Source organism: Kitasatospora sp. NPDC051914 (assembly GCF_040680995.1).
Lineage (GTDB): Bacteria > Actinomycetota > Actinomycetes > Streptomycetales > Streptomycetaceae > Kitasatospora.
Window position 1 is genome coordinate 1 of the sequence record NZ_JBFAXX010000068.1, and the last position, 15,633, is coordinate 15,633.

General features: G+C 73.3%; 12 protein-coding genes and 2 pseudogenes. 8 read left to right on the forward strand and 6 right to left on the reverse strand.

Going from position 1 to position 15,633, the window contains the following annotated elements; all coding sequences use genetic code 11:
• Positions 1-70: 70 nt before the first annotated feature.
• Positions 71-2,068: an acetoacetate--CoA ligase gene (locus AB0M03_RS32820; RefSeq protein WP_363498395.1), complete on the forward strand. Its 1,998-nt coding sequence runs from the start codon at positions 71-73 to the stop codon at positions 2,066-2,068.
• 45 nt (positions 2,069-2,113) lie between these two features.
• Here the strand turns inward: AB0M03_RS32820 and AB0M03_RS32825 are convergent, their stop codons facing one another.
• Positions 2,114-3,214: a putative sulfate exporter family transporter gene (locus AB0M03_RS32825; RefSeq protein ID WP_363498397.1), complete on the reverse strand. Its 1,101-nt coding sequence runs from the start codon at positions 3,212-3,214 to the stop codon at positions 2,114-2,116.
• Between the two features lie 71 nt (positions 3,215-3,285).
• Here AB0M03_RS32825 and AB0M03_RS32830 point away from each other — a divergent pair, with 71 nt between their 5' ends.
• Positions 3,286-4,248: a LysR family transcriptional regulator gene (locus AB0M03_RS32830; RefSeq protein WP_363498400.1), complete on the forward strand. Its 963-nt coding sequence runs from the start codon at positions 3,286-3,288 to the stop codon at positions 4,246-4,248.
• A 69-nt stretch (positions 4,249-4,317) separates the two neighbouring features.
• Here AB0M03_RS32830 and AB0M03_RS32835 read toward each other — a convergent pair whose 3' ends face one another.
• The gene (locus AB0M03_RS32835) at positions 4,318-4,812 is read right to left on the reverse strand and encodes a universal stress protein (RefSeq protein ID WP_363498403.1); all 495 of its coding nucleotides are present in this window, start codon (positions 4,810-4,812) and stop codon (positions 4,318-4,320) included.
• A 388-nt stretch (positions 4,813-5,200) separates the two neighbouring features.
• Between AB0M03_RS32835 and AB0M03_RS32840 the strand changes: the two genes are divergently transcribed.
• On the forward strand, positions 5,201-5,404 hold the full coding sequence (locus AB0M03_RS32840) for a cold-shock protein (RefSeq protein WP_363498406.1): 204 nt from the start codon (positions 5,201-5,203) through the stop codon (positions 5,402-5,404).
• A 379-nt stretch (positions 5,405-5,783) separates the two neighbouring features.
• Here AB0M03_RS32840 and AB0M03_RS32845 read toward each other — a convergent pair whose 3' ends face one another.
• Positions 5,784-6,080 (reverse strand): hypothetical protein, encoded by a 297-nt coding sequence (locus AB0M03_RS32845; RefSeq protein WP_363498409.1) that lies wholly within the window; start codon positions 6,078-6,080, stop codon positions 5,784-5,786.
• A 140-nt stretch (positions 6,081-6,220) separates the two neighbouring features.
• Between AB0M03_RS32845 and AB0M03_RS32850 the strand changes: the two are divergent.
• Positions 6,221-6,818, forward strand: a pseudogene (locus AB0M03_RS32850) (cytochrome P450); the annotation flags it as partial.
• A gap of 189 nt (positions 6,819-7,007) precedes the next feature.
• Positions 7,008-10,400: a BTAD domain-containing putative transcriptional regulator gene (locus tag AB0M03_RS32855; protein ID WP_363498411.1), complete on the forward strand. Its 3,393-nt coding sequence runs from the start codon at positions 7,008-7,010 to the stop codon at positions 10,398-10,400.
• A gap of 9 nt (positions 10,401-10,409) precedes the next feature.
• Here the strand turns inward: AB0M03_RS32855 and AB0M03_RS32860 are convergent, their stop codons facing one another.
• The 3 genes from AB0M03_RS32860 to AB0M03_RS32870 form a co-directional block, all read right to left on the reverse strand.
• Positions 10,410-11,339: a TIGR03619 family F420-dependent LLM class oxidoreductase gene (locus tag AB0M03_RS32860; protein WP_363498414.1), complete on the reverse strand. Its 930-nt coding sequence runs from the start codon at positions 11,337-11,339 to the stop codon at positions 10,410-10,412.
• An 82-nt stretch (positions 11,340-11,421) separates the two neighbouring features.
• Entirely contained in the window at positions 11,422-12,105 is a 684-nt protein-coding gene (locus tag AB0M03_RS32865; protein ID WP_363498416.1) for a hemerythrin domain-containing protein, read from the reverse strand.
• 442 nt (positions 12,106-12,547) lie between these two features.
• The gene (locus tag AB0M03_RS32870; RefSeq protein ID WP_363498419.1) at positions 12,548-13,276 is read right to left on the reverse strand and encodes a type 1 glutamine amidotransferase domain-containing protein; all 729 of its coding nucleotides are present in this window, start codon (positions 13,274-13,276) and stop codon (positions 12,548-12,550) included.
• Positions 13,277-13,552: 276 nt separating this feature from the next.
• Between AB0M03_RS32870 and AB0M03_RS32875 the strand changes: the two genes are divergently transcribed.
• The 3 genes and pseudogenes from AB0M03_RS32875 to AB0M03_RS32885 all read left to right on the forward strand — a co-directional run.
• The gene (locus AB0M03_RS32875; protein ID WP_363498421.1) at positions 13,553-14,476 is read left to right on the forward strand and encodes an acetoacetate decarboxylase family protein; all 924 of its coding nucleotides are present in this window, start codon (positions 13,553-13,555) and stop codon (positions 14,474-14,476) included.
• 11 nt (positions 14,477-14,487) lie between these two features.
• The gene (locus tag AB0M03_RS32880; RefSeq protein WP_363498424.1) at positions 14,488-14,670 is read left to right on the forward strand and encodes a hypothetical protein; all 183 of its coding nucleotides are present in this window, start codon (positions 14,488-14,490) and stop codon (positions 14,668-14,670) included.
• Positions 14,634-15,479: pseudogene (locus tag AB0M03_RS32885) on the forward strand (aldehyde dehydrogenase family protein); the annotation flags it as partial. The gene AB0M03_RS32880 and the pseudogene AB0M03_RS32885, both read left to right, overlap by 37 nt.
• Positions 15,480-15,633 lie beyond the last annotated feature (154 nt).

The following is a 15,633-nucleotide window of genomic DNA, read 5'->3' on the forward strand; positions in this document are numbered from 1 at the left end:
GATTCCCGCGCCGGGCGGGAATCGGCGGACACGCCCCCCGTTTTTCCACCCGCACCATCGGAAGGCGACGATGAACACCGATACCGACCTGCTGTGGTCCCCGAGCCCGGCCTCGGCCGCGAAGTCCGACGTGGCCGGTTTCCTGAACCGGCTGGAACGCACCCGGGGCCTGCGGTTCTCCGACTACGCGGAGCTGTGGCGGTGGAGCACCGGTGACCTGCCCGGCTTCTGGTCGGCGGTGTGGGAGCACTACGGCCTCGACGCCGTCTCCGGCTACGACGAGGTGCTCGGCGACGCGGCCATGCCCGGGGCGGTCTGGTTCCCGGGCGCGCGGCTGAACTTCGCCGAGCGCTGCCTCGCCCGTGCCACCGACGAGCGGCCCGCCCTCGTCAGCCTGACCGAGGGCGGGGAGCCCGTGGAGACCTCGTGGCAGGAACTCCGGCGCCAGGTCGCGGCGCTGGCCGCGGGCCTGCGGGAGATGGGCGTGCAGCCGGGCGACCGGGTCGCCGGCTACCTGCCGAACACGCCGCACGCCGTGGTCTGTCTGCTGGCGGCGGCGGCCGTCGGGGCGGTGTGGACCGTCTGCTCCCCGGAGTTCGGCACGGCCGGCGTGCTCTCCCGGCTCCGGCAGGCCGAACCGACCGTCCTGCTGGCCGTGGACGGCTACCGCCACGGCGGCAAGGAGTACGACCGGCTCCCGGCCGTCGCCGAGATCACGGCCGGGCTGCCCACGCTCCGGCACCTGGTCACGGTCGACCACCTCCGTCCGGCGGCGCCCGCGTCCGCATGGTCGGAACGCGGCGACGTGGTGCAACACCGGTGGGCCCCGCTGACGGCCGGGGAGGCCCGGCTCGACTTCGCCGACGTGCCCTTCGACCACCCGCTGTGGATCCTCTGGTCGTCCGGCACCACCGGCCGGCCCAAGGGCATCGTGCAGGGCCACGGCGGCATCGTCGTCGAACTGCTCAAGGCCCTCGGCCTCGGCTGCGACCTGCGTGCCGAGGACCGCTACTTCTTCCACACCTCGACCGGCTGGATGGTGTGGAACTTCATGGTCGGCGGCCTGCTGCACGGCAGCACCCTCGTGCTGTACGACGGCAGCCCCACCCACCCCGACACCGACGGCGTCTGGCGGGTCGCCGAACGGACCCGCGCCACCGTGGTCGGCCTGGGCGCGGCGTACCTGACCACCGCCGAGAAGGCGGACTCACACCCCGCGGACCGGTACGACCTCACCGTGCTGCGGACCGTCCTGCAGACCGGCTCCACGCTGCCGCCGAGCACCTGGCGCTGGGTCCACGACCGCCTCGGACCGGACGTCCGGCTGCAGTCCATCTGCGGCGGCACCGACATCTGCTCGGTCCTCGCCGGCGCCAGTGCCCTGCTGCCCGTCCGGGTCGGCCGGATACCGTGCCCCGCGCTCGGTGTCGCGCTCGCCTCCTGGGACCCCTCCGGCCGGCCGCTGACCGGCCGGCAGGGCGAACTGGTGGTGACGGCCCCGCTGCCGTCGATGCCGCTGCACTTCGTCGGCGATCCGGACGGCTCGCGCTACCGGGCGAGCTACTTCGACATGTATCCGGGTGTGTGGCGGCACGGCGACTGGGTGACGGTCGAGGACGACCTCACCGTCGTGGTCGCCGGACGTTCCGACTCGACGCTCAACCGGATGGGCGTGCGGATGGGGTCGGCCGACATCTACGCCGTGGTGGAGCAGCTGCCCGAGGTGGCGGACAGCCTGGTCGTGGGAGCCGAACTGCCGGACGGCGGCTACCACATGCCGCTGTTCGTGGTCCTGGCCGAGGGCGCCGTCCTCGACGACGCGCTGCGCGCCAGGATCACCGCGGCGATCCGGCACCAGCTCTCGCCCAGACACGTGCCGGACACCGTCGCCGAAGTGCCCGCGGTGCCGCGCACCCTGACGGGGAAGCGGCTGGAGGTCCCGGTCAAGCGCATCCTCCAGGGCGCGAGCGTCGCGGAGGTGAGCGGCGAGGGGGCCGTCACCCACCCGGAGATGCTGACCTGGTTCGCGGACTTCGCGAACGGTGCCCGGCCACCGCGGGCCCGCTGACACCGGGGGCCTCGGGGCCCGGGGGATTCCGCCCCGGCCCCCGGGTCACAGCGTGCCGGTCAGCCACTGCAGCCCCAGGCTGCCGGCCGACACGACGATCCACAGGCAGGCGCCGAGGATCAGGGGCCGGGCCCCGGCGCGGCGCAGTCCGCCGAGGTCGGTGGAGAGCCCGATCGCCGACAGCGCCACGGTGATCAGGAAGACCGAGAGCTCGCTGAGGCCGTGACGGGTCCCGGCGGGAACGAGCCCCGCGGTGTTGACCCCGGCCACGGCCAGGAAGGCCAGGAGGAATCCCGGCACCAGCTCGGCCGCCCGCACCCGGGTGACGGCGGTCCCCGCCCCGTGCCTGGCCCGCCGGGCGACCAGCGCCGACAGCACCATGCAGATCGGAATGATCATCAGGGTGCGGGTGAGCTTCACGACGACGCCGTAGTCGGCCGCGCCCGGGCCGTAGGTGGCGGCCGCGGCGACCACGGACGACATGTCGTTGACCGCCGTCCCGGCGAACAGCCCGAAGGCGTGCTCACTCAGTCCGAGCAGATGCCCGAGCACCGGAAACACGAGGACCGCGGCGATGTTGAAGAGGAAGACCGTGGAGACCGCGTACGCGACCTCGGCGCCGGCCGCGCCGATGACCGGGGTCACCGCGGCGATCGCCGACGCACCGCAGACACCCGTCCCCACGCCGATCAGCGTGCGCAGGTCGCCGACCACGCCGAGCCACCGGCCGATGCCGTACGCGGCGGCCAGGCACACCACCAGGGTGCCGACCATCACCGGCAGCGAACCCGCCCCCACCCTGGCGATCTGAACCAGCGACAACTGGGAGCCGAGAATGACGACCGCGCACTTCAGCACCGGCTTGCCGGCGAAGTCGATTCCGGACCTCAGCCGCGGGCCCGGCTTGGCGAGGACGGCCACCAGCACGCCCAGCAGGATCCCGGACACGGGACCGCCGACGACCGGCACGAGCCTGCCGACGGCGGTGCCCGCCACGGCCACGGCCAGCGCCGCGGCCAGGCCGGGCACCCGGGCTGCGCAGGCGCTCCGGCGGGACGGCCGGGGCGCGTCCGCGTCCTGCGGCGTGCGCCGGTCGACCGGTGCGGCGGTCGGTGCCGGGGACTGGACATCAAAGGCATCACTCATGCGTGCGACTGTTCCGGGCGCTCGCACATCCGCGTAGCCCCCACCTGGAGAGGAGGTCATAGCCCATGGGTATGAGTCCGACGACTGTCACGGCCACGGGCGCGATCGGGGGCGGCCCGCTCGACCCCGCCGCGTTCGGCCGCCTACCGGACCTGGAATCGCTGCGGCTGCTCGTCCTCGTCGGGGAGACGGGCAGTCTCGGCAGCGCGGCGGCGCGCCTCGGCATCGCCCAGCCCTCGGTGAGCAAGCGGCTCTCCGCACTGGAGCGCCGGCTCGGCCTGGTCCTGCTCGACCGGACCCGCCGCGGCTCCCGGCTCACCGCCGCAGGCGGAGCGGTCGTCGAGCGGGCCCATCGCGTCCTGCTCGAACTCGACCGGCTGGTCACCGGCGCGGAGGCACTGCGCACCCGGCGCGACGCCGAGCTCAGGGTCGCGGCGAGCATGACCGTCGCCGAGTACCTGCTGCCGGCGTGGATCGGTGAGCTGCGTCAACGGCAGCCCGACCTGCAGGTGAGCCTCCAGGTCACCAACAGCGAGCACGTCCCCGAACTGGTGCGCACGGGCGCGGCGGGCATCGGCTTCATCGAGGCGCCGCAGGCGCCGAGCGGACTCTCGACCCGTCAGGTGGCCGGCGACCGGCTGCTGGTGGTGGTCGCCCCCGGCCACCCCTGGACCCGGCGGCGCCGGCCACTGGACGCCGCCGAACTCGCCACCACTCCCCTGGTGCTGCGCGAGCGGGGGTCGGGCACCCGCGACACCCTCGACCGGGCACTGCGCCGGGCAGGGGCGGGTGATTCCCGGCGCCTGCTGGAACTCGGTTCGGCCACGGCCGTCCGCAACGCCGTGATCGCCGGGACGGGCCCGGCCGTCATGAGCGAGCTCGCCGTGCGTACGGCCATCGCCGACGGACGCCTGGTGGAGGTGAAGACGGAAGGCATCGACATGCGCCGGTCCCTGCGCGCGGTGTGGCCGTCCGGCCGCACCCCGACCGGCCCGGCCGCCGAACTCCTCGCCTGCACACGAGCCGGCCGGTGACCGCGACCCGGCCACCGGCCACCGCGGGCCGAGGCCACGGCAGAGGCGGCACCGTGGCCGGATCGATGCTCAGGATGATTCGGTGTCGTGTTCCGCCGGGACGACGACGACCGGGAGGCGGGCGTGGTGGACGACCTCGGTGCTGGTGGACCCGAGGGTGAGGCGTCCCCAGGCACCCGATCCCCGGGAACCGACGACGAGAAGGCAGGCGTCCTTGCTCGCCTCGAGGAGGACCTGCGCCGGACGTCCCCGTTCGCAGACGATCTCCACCTCGACGGGTGGGCCGCCGAGCTGCTGCTGGAGCTCCTTGACGGAGTCGGCCACGGACTGCATGACGAGATCGCGCTGCTGCGGCACGGGAGCGCTGTCGGGGCCCGAGACGACCGTCCGCTCGAAGCCCGAGTACTGGGTCGGGGTGTACTCGAATGCGCAGGCGGCCCGTAGGCCGGTACCGCGCAGCTGCGCCTCCTGGAGCGCGAAGACCACGGCCTGTCGGGCCGGGGCCGACCCGTCCGTGCCGACCACGATCGGGCGGGCCGTGCGGGAGGCGGGAGTGTCGGTCATCGGAGAGCTCCGGCGGTTCGGCGGACGGGGCGGCACGATCTTCGCGCAGCGAGGGCCGAGGCAGTCCGACCAGGCCCGGCCAAGGCTGGTGACCTGTGCACTCCTCAGCCTGCGCCCGTCCGTGCGCGGGCACCAGCGCACGTCCGGCGTCGGCGGGCAAACAGGTGGTCCGGCTGTCGTGGCCGAGGAGGACCAGCGCGTCCGCGTGCGCTCCTGCGGACGGCTCGGTACCGTTCTTGCCAGAGCAGTCGTGGTTCCGAGTCGTTCGCCCGCGGTCACATGCCCGCGGGCGTTTTGCTGTCCCGCACATGCAACTTCCGGGCCTTGGCGATCACCTCCGCACGGGCCGCACACGGCGGGCCCGGCACCATCCTGGACAGGAAGCAGCATGACTCAGGGCACTGTGAAGTGGTTCAACGCCGAGAAGGGCTTCGGCTTCATCGAGCAGGACGGCGGCGGCCCGGACGTCTTCGCCCACTTCTCCAACATCTCCGGCCAGGGCTTCCGCGAGCTGCAGGAAGGCCAGCGGGTCGAGTTCGAGATCACCCAGGGCCAGAAGGGTCCGCAGGCCGAGCAGATCCGCGTGATCTGACCCAGCCCGGCACGAGCCCCCGGAACGGACCCCGTCCACCGGGGGCTCTCGCCGCCCCGGGCCGGAACAGCCCCGTCGATTGTCCGGGACGGCTCGCCGTGGCTGTTCTCCGGCGGGAGCAGGTCACCGGCCAGTCCTGTCGGCGGGGCATGAGGCCGAGGCTGCCGAACTTCCTCGCCGCGTGGGGCCCGGATCTGCGGGGACGGGTCATGTCGGTCGGCTGCCTGCCGAGTAGGACCAACCGACGTTGCTGCCCGGCCCGCACGGGCAGCTTGTGACGCGGTGCCCCCTTCGATCGGCTACGGCTCGGCCCCGACCAGACCGGTACCGCGGTACCACTCGGACGTCCCTTTCACCCGCACCACCCCGAGCAGAGGTCTCACGAGACACATCTCGGCCTGGAGAACCGGGGCTCGCGTGCCACAGCCGTTCGAGCCGGACGCGTCGGAGCCGCGGTACGTGTCCGATGAGCCTCGGCGCTGCCGGCGGTGGGGGTGACGGTGCGGGCGAGGTGGTCGCGGACGGCGGCGGTGCCGTCGGCGGCGTGTGCGCCGAGTTCCTGGAGGTTCCAGGAGCAGGTGCCGATCACGGTGACGGACTTGCCGCGGCGGAAGACGGTGCCGCGGGCGAGGACCGGGAAGTGGTGGCACCGCGCGGGTGTGGACGCGAAACGCACCGAAACGATCCTCCGCGCGGTGCTGCGGGCCGACACCCGCCGAGGCGCTGGTGAGCGCGAAACCCGGTACCCGCCGGTCCGGCCACAGCTCCCAGGGCAGCCGGTCCGCGCCACGACGGTATTCCGGGGTCTGCCGGGGCGGCGGCCCCGGCACCGACTTGGTCTCCCGCCTCGTCAACGAGACCCCCCGCGACGGCATCCCGCTCAGCGCCCAGGACTTCGACAACTACTTCCTGCTGCTCGTCGTCGCCGGGAACGAGACCACCCGGCACACCATCAGCCACTCGATGCTGGCGCTCATCCGGCACCCCGAGCAGCTCGCCGGCTCCAGAAGGACCCCTCGCTGATCCCCGCCGCGGTCGAGGAGTTCCTGCGCTGGACCTCCCCCGTCTACCACTTCCGCCGCACCGCCACCAGCGACGTCGAGCTCGGCGGCAAGCAGGTCCGCGAGGGCGACAAGGTCGTCATGTGGTACGCCTCGGGCAACCGTGACGAGAAGGTCTTCGGCAACCCCTACGACTTCGACGTCACCCGCACCGACAACGACCACGTCAGCTTCGGCAAGGGCAGCCCCACCTGTGCCTGGGCAACCTGCTCGCACGCACCGAAATCCGCATCATGTTCGAGGAGCTGATCCCGCGCCTGTCCTCCGTCCGCCTCGCCGGCGACGTACCGCGCGTACGCTCCAACTTCGTCAACGGCATCAAGAAGCTCCCCGTCGAAGTCACCCTCGCCTGACCACCCGGACACCCCGTCGCGGCTGCGGCCGAGCACCGGAGGCATCACCCCGTGCAGGAAGTGGCGGCCTCCTGGCGCCCCCTCACCCACCTGTCGGCGGCCCGGCCGTGTTCCGGCCGGTTGCAGGTGCGCGCTCCACGGGTTCCCGGGTCCATCGGGCTGCGGTGCGCCGATTACGATGACCCTGTCATGGTCACATTGAAGGTGCTCGGCTCGTTCCGGGTCGAGGTCGACGGCCGCGCGGTTGATCCGGGTGGCCGGCTCGCCCGGATGGTTCTGGTCCAACTGCTGCTCGCCGGTGGGGCGGTCGTACCCACGGAGCAGATCATCGAACGGTTGTGGCCGACACGGATCCCGTCGAGCTCACAGACATCGCTGCACGCCTACATCGCGCGGCTGCGGCGCGTCCTCGAACCGGAACGGGCACCGCGGGCGCCCGCGCGGCTGCTGGTCAGCGCGCCCTACGGCTACGCCCTCGCCGTCGAACAGGGCGCCGTGGACGCCTGGGTGTTCGAGCGACGGGTGGCGGCCTGCTCAGGGGCGGAGATGCCCGCTCACCTCGCCGCCGAGGGGCTGGCCGAGGCGCTCGCCTCGTGGGGCGGGCAGCCGTACGCGGAGTTCCTGGACGAGCCGTGGACCGCCGGTGAGCGCGCCCGCCTGGAGGAGGTGCACCGCACCGCCCGCGAACGGCTCGCCGCGGCACGGCTGGGCAGCGGGCAGGCAGCGCAGGCCCTGGCCGACGCGGCCGCGCTGGCCCGGGAGCAGCCGCTGCACGAGGAGGGCTGGCGGCTGCTGGCCCTGGCACTGTGGGCTCGCGACCGCCAGGGGGACGCCCTGGCCGCGCTGCGGCGGGCCCGCCGGATCCTCGGTGAGGAACTCGGCGTCGAGCCCGGGCCCGCTCTCGTCGAGCTGGAGCAGGCCCTGCTGCACCAGCGTCTGGACGTGCTTCAGCTGGCGACCGGGGCACCCGCCGCGGCCACCGTGCGGGCCGAGGCGTCCACCGCCGTGGCTGCGGTGCGGGGCCCGGTGGCGAGCGCCGGGCGTGGGACGCCGACCGTCCTGACGGCGGGCCGGCTCCTCGGCCGTGACGAGGAGCTGGCCGGGCTCGCCGCCGCGGCGGACCGGGCCCGGGGCGGCCGGGCCCAGGTGGTCCTGGTCTCCGGCGAGCCCGGTATCGGCAAGTCGAGTCTTCTGGAGGCGGCCGTCCGCCAACTGCCGCAGCAGGGCTGGCTGGCCGGGTCCGGGCAGTGTCCGGAGACCGAGGGTGCCCCGCCCGGCCGGGCCTGGTTCGACATGCTGCCGGGTCTGGCGGAGGCCGCGCCACCGGGCCGGTACGCCGACGAGCTCGCCCCGCTGCTGGCTCCGGGCACCGCGAGCGACTCCGGGCAGCCGGACGGCAGCCCGGCCCGGCGTTTCCGCCTGCACAGGGCGCTGCTCGGCTGGCTCCGTGACACGGCCCATCGGCGACCGCTGCTGATCGTGCTGGACGACCTCCACCGGGGTGACCAGGAGAGCATCGAGCTGTTCCTGCTCTGCGCCGAGCAACTGCGCGACGTACCGCTCCTCCTGGTGGGCTCGTACCGCACCGGCGAGGGCGACCTGACCGGGGCACTGGCGCGCCTGGCCGCCTGCTCGCCCGTACGGATGGCGCTCGGTGGGCTGTCGGACGCCCAGGCGAAGGAGCTGCTGCGGCGCACCGCGACCGACATGAGCGAACGGGCCGCGGCGGCCCTGGCCGAACGGGCCGGGGGGAACCCGTTCCATCTGCACGAGAGTTCGCTCCTGCTGGCCGGTGAGGGCGAGCAGCAGGCGCTGGCCCGCGTCCCGCAGGGCGTCCAGGACGTGCTGCGGCGACGGCTCGCCCTGCTCACGCCGACCGTCACGGCCGGGCTGCGGCTGGCGGCCGTCGCCGGACGCGAGGCTCCGGTGGCCCTCCTCGTCCACGCCGCGGACGGCGATGCCGAGCAGCTCCTCGACGCCCTGGACGCGGGGGTCACCGCCGGACTGCTCACCGAGCCGCGTCCGGGCACGGTTCGCTTCAGTCACGCCCTCGTACGGGACGCCCTGGAGGCCGACCTCACGCGTCTGCGGCTGGCCCGGATGCACTCCCGACTGGGCAGGAGCCTGATCGCCCTCGGGTCGGACAACGTCGCCGCCACGGCCCACCACCTCCTGCAGGCGGCCGCGGTCGTGACCGCCGACGCCGGGCCCGCGGTCCACCATGCCCGGCTGGCCTGCGAGTTGGCGGTGCGCCGCTATGCCCCGCAGAACGCCGAGACCCTCCTGAACACGGCCCTCGGACTCCTCTCCGATCATCCGGCCGCCTTCGCCGGTCAGGATGCCGCCCTGTTGCGGGTGATGCTGCTGGGTCAGCTGGTGGACTGCCGGATCCGGATGGGGGCCGTGGTCCCCGCCCGCGAGGCACAGCAGCAGGCCGTGGCGGTGGCCCGTGCGGCGGACCGGGCCGACCTGCTGACCGCCGCCTACACGACGTGGACCGAACCGACGCCGTGGCGCGTCCGCGCGTACGCGGCGTCCGACCCCGAGGCCGTCGAGGAACTCGGCACGCTGTTGGAGGGCCCGGGGCCGACCGACCGGCAGCGGTGCCTGCTCCTCGACCAGCTCGCCGACGCGCTCGACGACACCGATCCCCGTGCCCTGGCCGTGGCGCGCCGGGCCGTGGAACTCGCCCGGACCCTGGACGAGCCCCGCCTGCGGGGCCTGACGCTCTCGTCGCTGCTGCGCCGCGTCGACTGCGAACTCGAGCCCGATGCCTACCTGGAGCTCCACCGGGAACTCGCCGAGGTGGCGGCCTCCCAGGACGGCCCCGAGTACTCCTGGATGACGTCCTACACCGCCGCCCGGATCGCCGCCGGCCGCAACGACCCGGCGGAGATGGAGCGATGCCTGGTCCGTGCGGACGAGATCGCCCGCACGTACGAGCTCCAGGGTGCGTTCGCGGTGGCCAGGCTGCGTGGCCCCATGCTCGCGATGGCCCAGGGCCGCTTCGAGGACGCGGAGGAAGCCCTGGGGTCGGCGGTCGCGGAGCTGCGCGCACGGGGTGCGGTGGACCTCAGCACGCTGGCGGCTCTGGCCGTCGGGTGCATCCGCTTGCAGCAGGGCCGGCTGGCCGAGCTGCTGCCGACGGTACTCACGGTGTGGGAGCAGTACCAGCCGCTCAACGAGGCCCTCACTGCTCTCGCACTGCTGGCCGCGGGCCGTCCCGAACAGGCCCGGGAGGTCTTCGGCCGGCGCGTGCCGCTCCGGCGTGACTTCGCCTACCCCGTCCTGGCCGGGCTACGCGGCGCGGCCGCCGTCGCCTTGGGCGACCGGGAGGCGGCCGCCGAGGTGTACCGGGACCTGCTGCCCCTGCAGGGGCTGGCGGGCGGCGCGAGCAGCCTCAGCATCGTCTTCCGGCCCGTCGCGCAGACCCTGGGCGAACTGGCCCGGTTCCTGGGCCGTCCGGACCAGGCCCGGCACCACTACCTCGAAGCCGCGCGGGTGGCGGCCGCCTGGGACTCCCCCCACTGGGCGGACGCCGCCCGGGCGGCCCTGGCAGGACTGCCGCCGGCGCCCGCGTAGCGGCGTCCCTCACCGCAGGGGCCGCGAGGGCTCGGTCAGTTCGGCCAGGAACGCCGCTGCCAGGTCGAGGAACTCCTCGGGCGAGTCCGTGGTCAGCTGGAGGTCCACGAGCACCTCGTCGGTCTCCGCCTCGCACATCACCCGCAGGTGGTCGCAGATCTGGCGCACCGTCCCGCGGTGGTGGGTCTCCTCGGGGCCGGCTTCGACCGTGGTGACCTCCGGGTTCACCCGGAACACCCGGCGCAGCCCCGCCGGGTCCCGCCCCGCCCGCTCGGCGGCCTCGGCCGCCACCGCCCACAGGGCGCCGAAGTACGGCAACGGCATCGAGGCCGCCAGCCAGCCGTCCGCGCGCCTGCCGACCCGCTCCAGGGCGGGCGGGGTGAACCCGCCCAGCAGGATCGGCGGCCTCGGGCCCTGCCGGGGCTTGGGAAGGACGGTCGACTCGGGGACCGTCCACAGCGGGCCGGTGTGGGCGACCGTGTCCGACCGCCAGACGGCCTCGAGGACGTCGAGGGTCTCCTCCAGCCGCTCGCCGCGCCCCCGCCAGGGCACCCCGGCGGCCTCGTACTCCTCGCGCATCCAGCCCAGGCCGAGGCCCACGTCCAGGCGTCCGTGGCTGATCAGGTCGAGGGTCGTCAGCGCCCGGGCGAGCACGACGGGCGGCTGCCACAGGGCGTTGAGCGTGCTGCTGCCGAGACGTACCCGTTCGGTCGCCGCGGCCGCCACACCCAGGGCGAGCAGCGGGTCGAGGTGGGTGGCGTACCGGACGGGCATCGCCTTCCCGCCCGGGTAGCCGTCGGGCGGGGTGAGCGGCGCCAGGAGCCGGTCGGCTGCCCAGAGGCTGTGGCAGCCCATTGCTTCGAGCGCCGCGCACATTCCGGCGGTGCGGTCGGGGTCGGCGAACGGGCCGAACTGGGGGACGGAGAATCCGATGCGCATCGGTGACGGTTCCTCGATCGGTACGGGCGGGTCGGGCAGTCGGTGCCGGCCCCGGGACGGGCGGCCGGACGGGGAGGGTCCGTCAGACGGTCGTGCGCCGGCCGCGGATCCGGTCGGTCTCGCGGCGGTACTGCCGCTGCCCGAGAAGCTTCCACAGCACCCGGGCCGGGACGGGCAGCCGGGCGAGGAACTCCCGGCGCTCCTCCGGCGAGGTGTCCTCGAGGATGGCACCCAGGGCGATCATCAGCCGGTCCCGGGGCGTCTCGGCGAGGCCCCGCTCGCCCACCGCGTGCCACTGCTCCTCGTTCACGTGGAGCGCGACCAGCGGCATGACCTCCCGCTCCTCCTCGTCGAGGTGGGCGCACAGCTGCCGGTGGTGCCTGCGCAGCGCCTCGGTGAGCTCGTCGCGGTCCTCGGGCAGGGCCCGTGCCTGCCACCGGTCCATCAGCACCTGGACCTCGGCGATCCCTTCGCCGAGTTCGCGGTGCTGCGCCTCCATCTCCAGGACCTGCTCGGCATCGAGGTCCAGGTGGGGCAGCAGGACCGGCCAGAGCATCTCGTCCTCGCCGGTGTGGTGGGCGTGCAGGCCGATGGAGTACAGCCGCCAGTGCTCGGCGAGGATCCGGGAACGTGCGGTGTCGCCGGGCCGCACGTCCTGGACGAGTTCGGCCAGCAGGCGCGACTCGCGCCGGAACACCTGGTGGATCATCGCCATCTCGCGGGTGTAGGGGTGCAGGGTGGAATCGGAAGTGTTGCTCGAAGTCATGACACCCAGTCTTCGCAGCCCGATTGCAGGACACTTGCAGTCGACTTGCTGACCGGCCGGACGGGGCGCCGTTCACGGACCGGGGCGGACCCGGGGTCCGCGAGCACTACGAACCCTTCGACCCGCGGGCATCGTCGAGGTGCCGTCGCGTCACGACCGGTGCCCCACCGGGTGTCGTCCCACGAGGGAGGAGTGCCCCGGCCGCTGCGGAACCCGCCGCGGGAGAAGCGGCAGCGTCCCGCCCCGGACGCCGCGTTCCCCCTCCGGAGAGCCTCTGCGGGCTGCACCGCAAGCCGCCCGGGGGCGGGGCCTGCCGGAACCGTTCATGTCGAGCTCGGTCCCCGGCGCCCGCCGAGTCGACCCGGGGGCGCGGCGGCCGAACGTCCGTTCCGCCTGCGGCGATCCCACCGCCGGCTCTCGAACCGAACGGCGACTCGGTCGTTCACGACGCCGACCGGTACATCGCCGGGTTCATGTCGGCCACGAGCTGTTCCGCGAGCCGCTCGGACGAAGCGGGGTTCTGGCCGGTGTACACGTTGCGGTCGACCACCATGAACGGGAGCAGGGGCAGGCGCGCCTTGGCGTACTCCGCACCGTACTCCCGCAGGCGGTCCTCCAGTAGCCAGGCCGCCTTCCAGCCGAAGCTGTTGAGCTTCTCCTCGGCGTTGGACAGGGCTGTCATCCGGTAGCCGGCGAACGGCCAGGATCCGTCCTCGTTCTCTGCCGCCAGCGCGGCGGCGGGCCCGTGGCACAGCAGCGCCAGCGGCTTTCCGGAGCGCAGCACGCGGGTGAGCAGTGCGCCCGAGACCGGGTCGAACGCCAGGTCCTCCATCGGGCCGTGACCGCCCGGGTAGAACACGACGTCGAACTCGTCCGGGTCGATGGACTCCAGCGACTCGGGGTTGTCCAGCTCGGCCTGGATCGAGTCGAGGTAGCGGGCGACCTCGCGAATCTTGGACGGCCGGCCGGCGGTGAAGGACATGCTCAGGCGGTCCAGCGTCGGGGGCTTACCGCCCGGGGTCGCGATCGCGGTCTCCCACCCGGCCTGGGTGAACACCTTGTGCGGCACCGCCAGTTCCTCGCCCCAGAAGCCGGAGGGGTGCACCTTCCCGTCCTTCAGCGTCCAGCGATCGGCTGCGGACACGACGAAGAGGACCTTGGTCGTTCCCATCTCTCCTCCTGCGGTGGCTCGTTCCGGCGCCGACCTGACGGGACCGACGTTACGACGAGGTGACCAGTGCGGCGACCTGGTGCCGCTCCCTCCCGGTGCACTCATGTTTACGGCGCTTACTTGAGAGCAGAAGGGCGATGTAATCAATGTCAACATCCCCCGAACCCCGAGGCGATCCCGCCGCCGCCGACCGCCGCCCACCAAGCGTTGACAGTGCTTACATCCACGGCTAGCGTCATGTGAGCACTGCTTACATTCATGCGAGGGAGCACGCCGATGCCACCGACCCAGCAGGAAACGGCCGAGGTCGACCTGGGCGGCCGAACGGTCACCGTCCCGAGGGGCGGCCTGTACGACCGGTACAGGATGAACACCGATCTGGGCGAGGTCGCCCGCGATCCCCGGGTCAGCGGCGTGGACTTCTTCCGACGGCTGCCCAAGACGAGGGTCGACTCCCCGATCGGCCCCACGCTGACCCCGAACTTCTACTACCGCATCTCGACCGCACGGTTGACGATGCTCGCCCCCTCCCGGGCGATCCGCACCCGCCTGCCCGGGGAGCTGGCACCGCTGGAGATCGCCCCCGGTCTCGGGCTGGTCTCCGTCATGTTCTTCCGCTACGACGTGTGCGACATCGACTTCTACACCGAAGCCGCCGTCGGGATCGCCGTGGAGCCCGCACGGCACGGCCGGCTCGGCTTCTTCGACCTCGTCGCCGGTCTCAAGAACGAACACCTCGACTCCTACGTGCTGTCCCTGCCCGTGAGCACGGAGATCGCCCAGGTGCGCGGCCACGACGGCTACGGCTTCCCCAAGTGGGTCACCGACCTCGACGTCGACATCGACGACGGCCGGACCACCGCGCGCGTGGCCGACGACGCCGGCGGGACCGACCTGGCCCTCCGGGCGGCAACGCCCGCCCAGAGGGCACACCCCAGCGGCGAGCGCGTCTCGAGCCTCACCTCGTACACCTCGATCAACGGCGCATGGCACTCCACCCTGAGCCAGACCAACGTGCTGTCCGCAGGCACGACTCGCATGCCGCGCGACGTCGGCCTCGAAGTCGGCGACGGCCGCATGGCCGACGACCTGCGCTCGCTCAAGCCGATGAGAACCGTTCGGTTCGACGTCGTGACCGAGGGCCAGCTCGCCCTGCACATGCCCGTCCCCACCTCGGTCCGGAGCCGGAACCAGCAGTAAGGAGCCCCGCCATGGCCACCGCACGCACCACCGCCCGCACCTCCGGCCTTCCCGCGTCCCTGACCCCGGCCCTGCTCGCACGGCTCGCCGCACGGGTCACCGCCAACGCCCCCTACACCGGTGCCCCACTGGCCGCCCTGCCGGTCTCGACGCCCGCGGACGTCGGATCGCGCGCGACGCCGGGATGCGCCTGATCGGCGCGTCCCTCGAACTCGGCGGCAAGAACGCCATGATCGTCCTCGACGACGCCGACATCGAGAAGGCCGCCGACGGCGCCGTCAACGCCTGCTTCCCCTCCGCCGGCCAGCTCTGCGTCTCCATCGAGCGCCTGTACGTCGCCGAGGCCGTCCGCGACAGGTTCGTCGCCGCGTTCGTCGCACGCACCGAGAAGCTCGAACTGGGCGCCTCGTACGACTACGGCATCGACGTCGGCTCCCTCACCAACCGGTCCCAGCTGGACACCGTCACCGCGCACGTGGACGACGCCGTCGCCAAGGGCGCCACCGTCCTCGCGGGCGGCAGGGCGCGACCGGACCTCGGCCCGCTGTTCTACGAACCGACCGTCCTCACCGACGTCACACCCGACATGACCCTGTACGACCACGAGACCTTCGGCCCGGTCGTCTCGGTCCACCCCTTCCGCCACGTCGAGGAGGCGATCGCGCGGGCCAACGCCACACCGTACGGCCTCAACGCCAGCGTCTGGTCCCGCGACGGAGCCCGCGGCCGGGCCGTCGCCGCCCGCCTGCACGCCGGCACCGTCAACGTCAACGAGGCCTTCGCCGCCGCCTGGGGAAGCAACGACGCACCGATGGGGGGCATGGGCGACTCCGGACTCGGCCGCCGCCACGGCGCCGACGGAATCCTCAAGTACACCGAGCCCCAGACCGTCGCCCAGCAGCGCATCCAGGGGTTCTACCCGCCTGCTTCCGTCTCGCCCGAAACCTGGGCCACCCTCCTGACCGGCGCACTGAAGATCCTCGAGGCAGCGGGCCTCCGCTGAAGCGCAACAACCGGGTGGCTACCCGTGCTTGCCTCCGGCACCCGACGAACCGTCGGCCGACGGGCACGCGAATCGTCGCACGGCCCTCCATCACAGTGCTGCCACGGGCCGGCGGGCCGTTCCCGAGCACCTCGTCGCCGTCGCCCCCGGCGCC

Coding starts and splice junctions, on each gene's coding strand:
- AB0M03_RS32875 (WP_363498421.1), top strand. CDS start 13,553: ATGCCACCGACCCAGCAGGAAACGGCCGAGGTCGACCTGGGCGGCCGA.
- AB0M03_RS32830 (WP_363498400.1), top strand. CDS start 3,286: ATGAGTCCGACGACTGTCACGGCCACGGGCGCGATCGGGGGCGGCCCG.
- AB0M03_RS32870 (WP_363498419.1), bottom strand. CDS start 13,276: ATGGGAACGACCAAGGTCCTCTTCGTCGTGTCCGCAGCCGATCGCTGG.
- AB0M03_RS32820 (WP_363498395.1), top strand. CDS start 71: ATGAACACCGATACCGACCTGCTGTGGTCCCCGAGCCCGGCCTCGGCC.
- AB0M03_RS32865 (WP_363498416.1), bottom strand. CDS start 12,105: ATGACTTCGAGCAACACTTCCGATTCCACCCTGCACCCCTACACCCGC.
- AB0M03_RS32880 (WP_363498424.1), top strand. CDS start 14,488: ATGGCCACCGCACGCACCACCGCCCGCACCTCCGGCCTTCCCGCGTCC.
- AB0M03_RS32835 (WP_363498403.1), bottom strand. CDS start 4,812: ATGACCGACACTCCCGCCTCCCGCACGGCCCGCCCGATCGTGGTCGGC.
- AB0M03_RS32840 (WP_363498406.1), top strand. CDS start 5,201: ATGACTCAGGGCACTGTGAAGTGGTTCAACGCCGAGAAGGGCTTCGGC.
- AB0M03_RS32825 (WP_363498397.1), bottom strand. CDS start 3,214: ATGAGTGATGCCTTTGATGTCCAGTCCCCGGCACCGACCGCCGCACCG.
- AB0M03_RS32860 (WP_363498414.1), bottom strand. CDS start 11,339: ATGCGCATCGGATTCTCCGTCCCCCAGTTCGGCCCGTTCGCCGACCCC.
- AB0M03_RS32855 (WP_363498411.1), top strand. CDS start 7,008: ATGGTCACATTGAAGGTGCTCGGCTCGTTCCGGGTCGAGGTCGACGGC.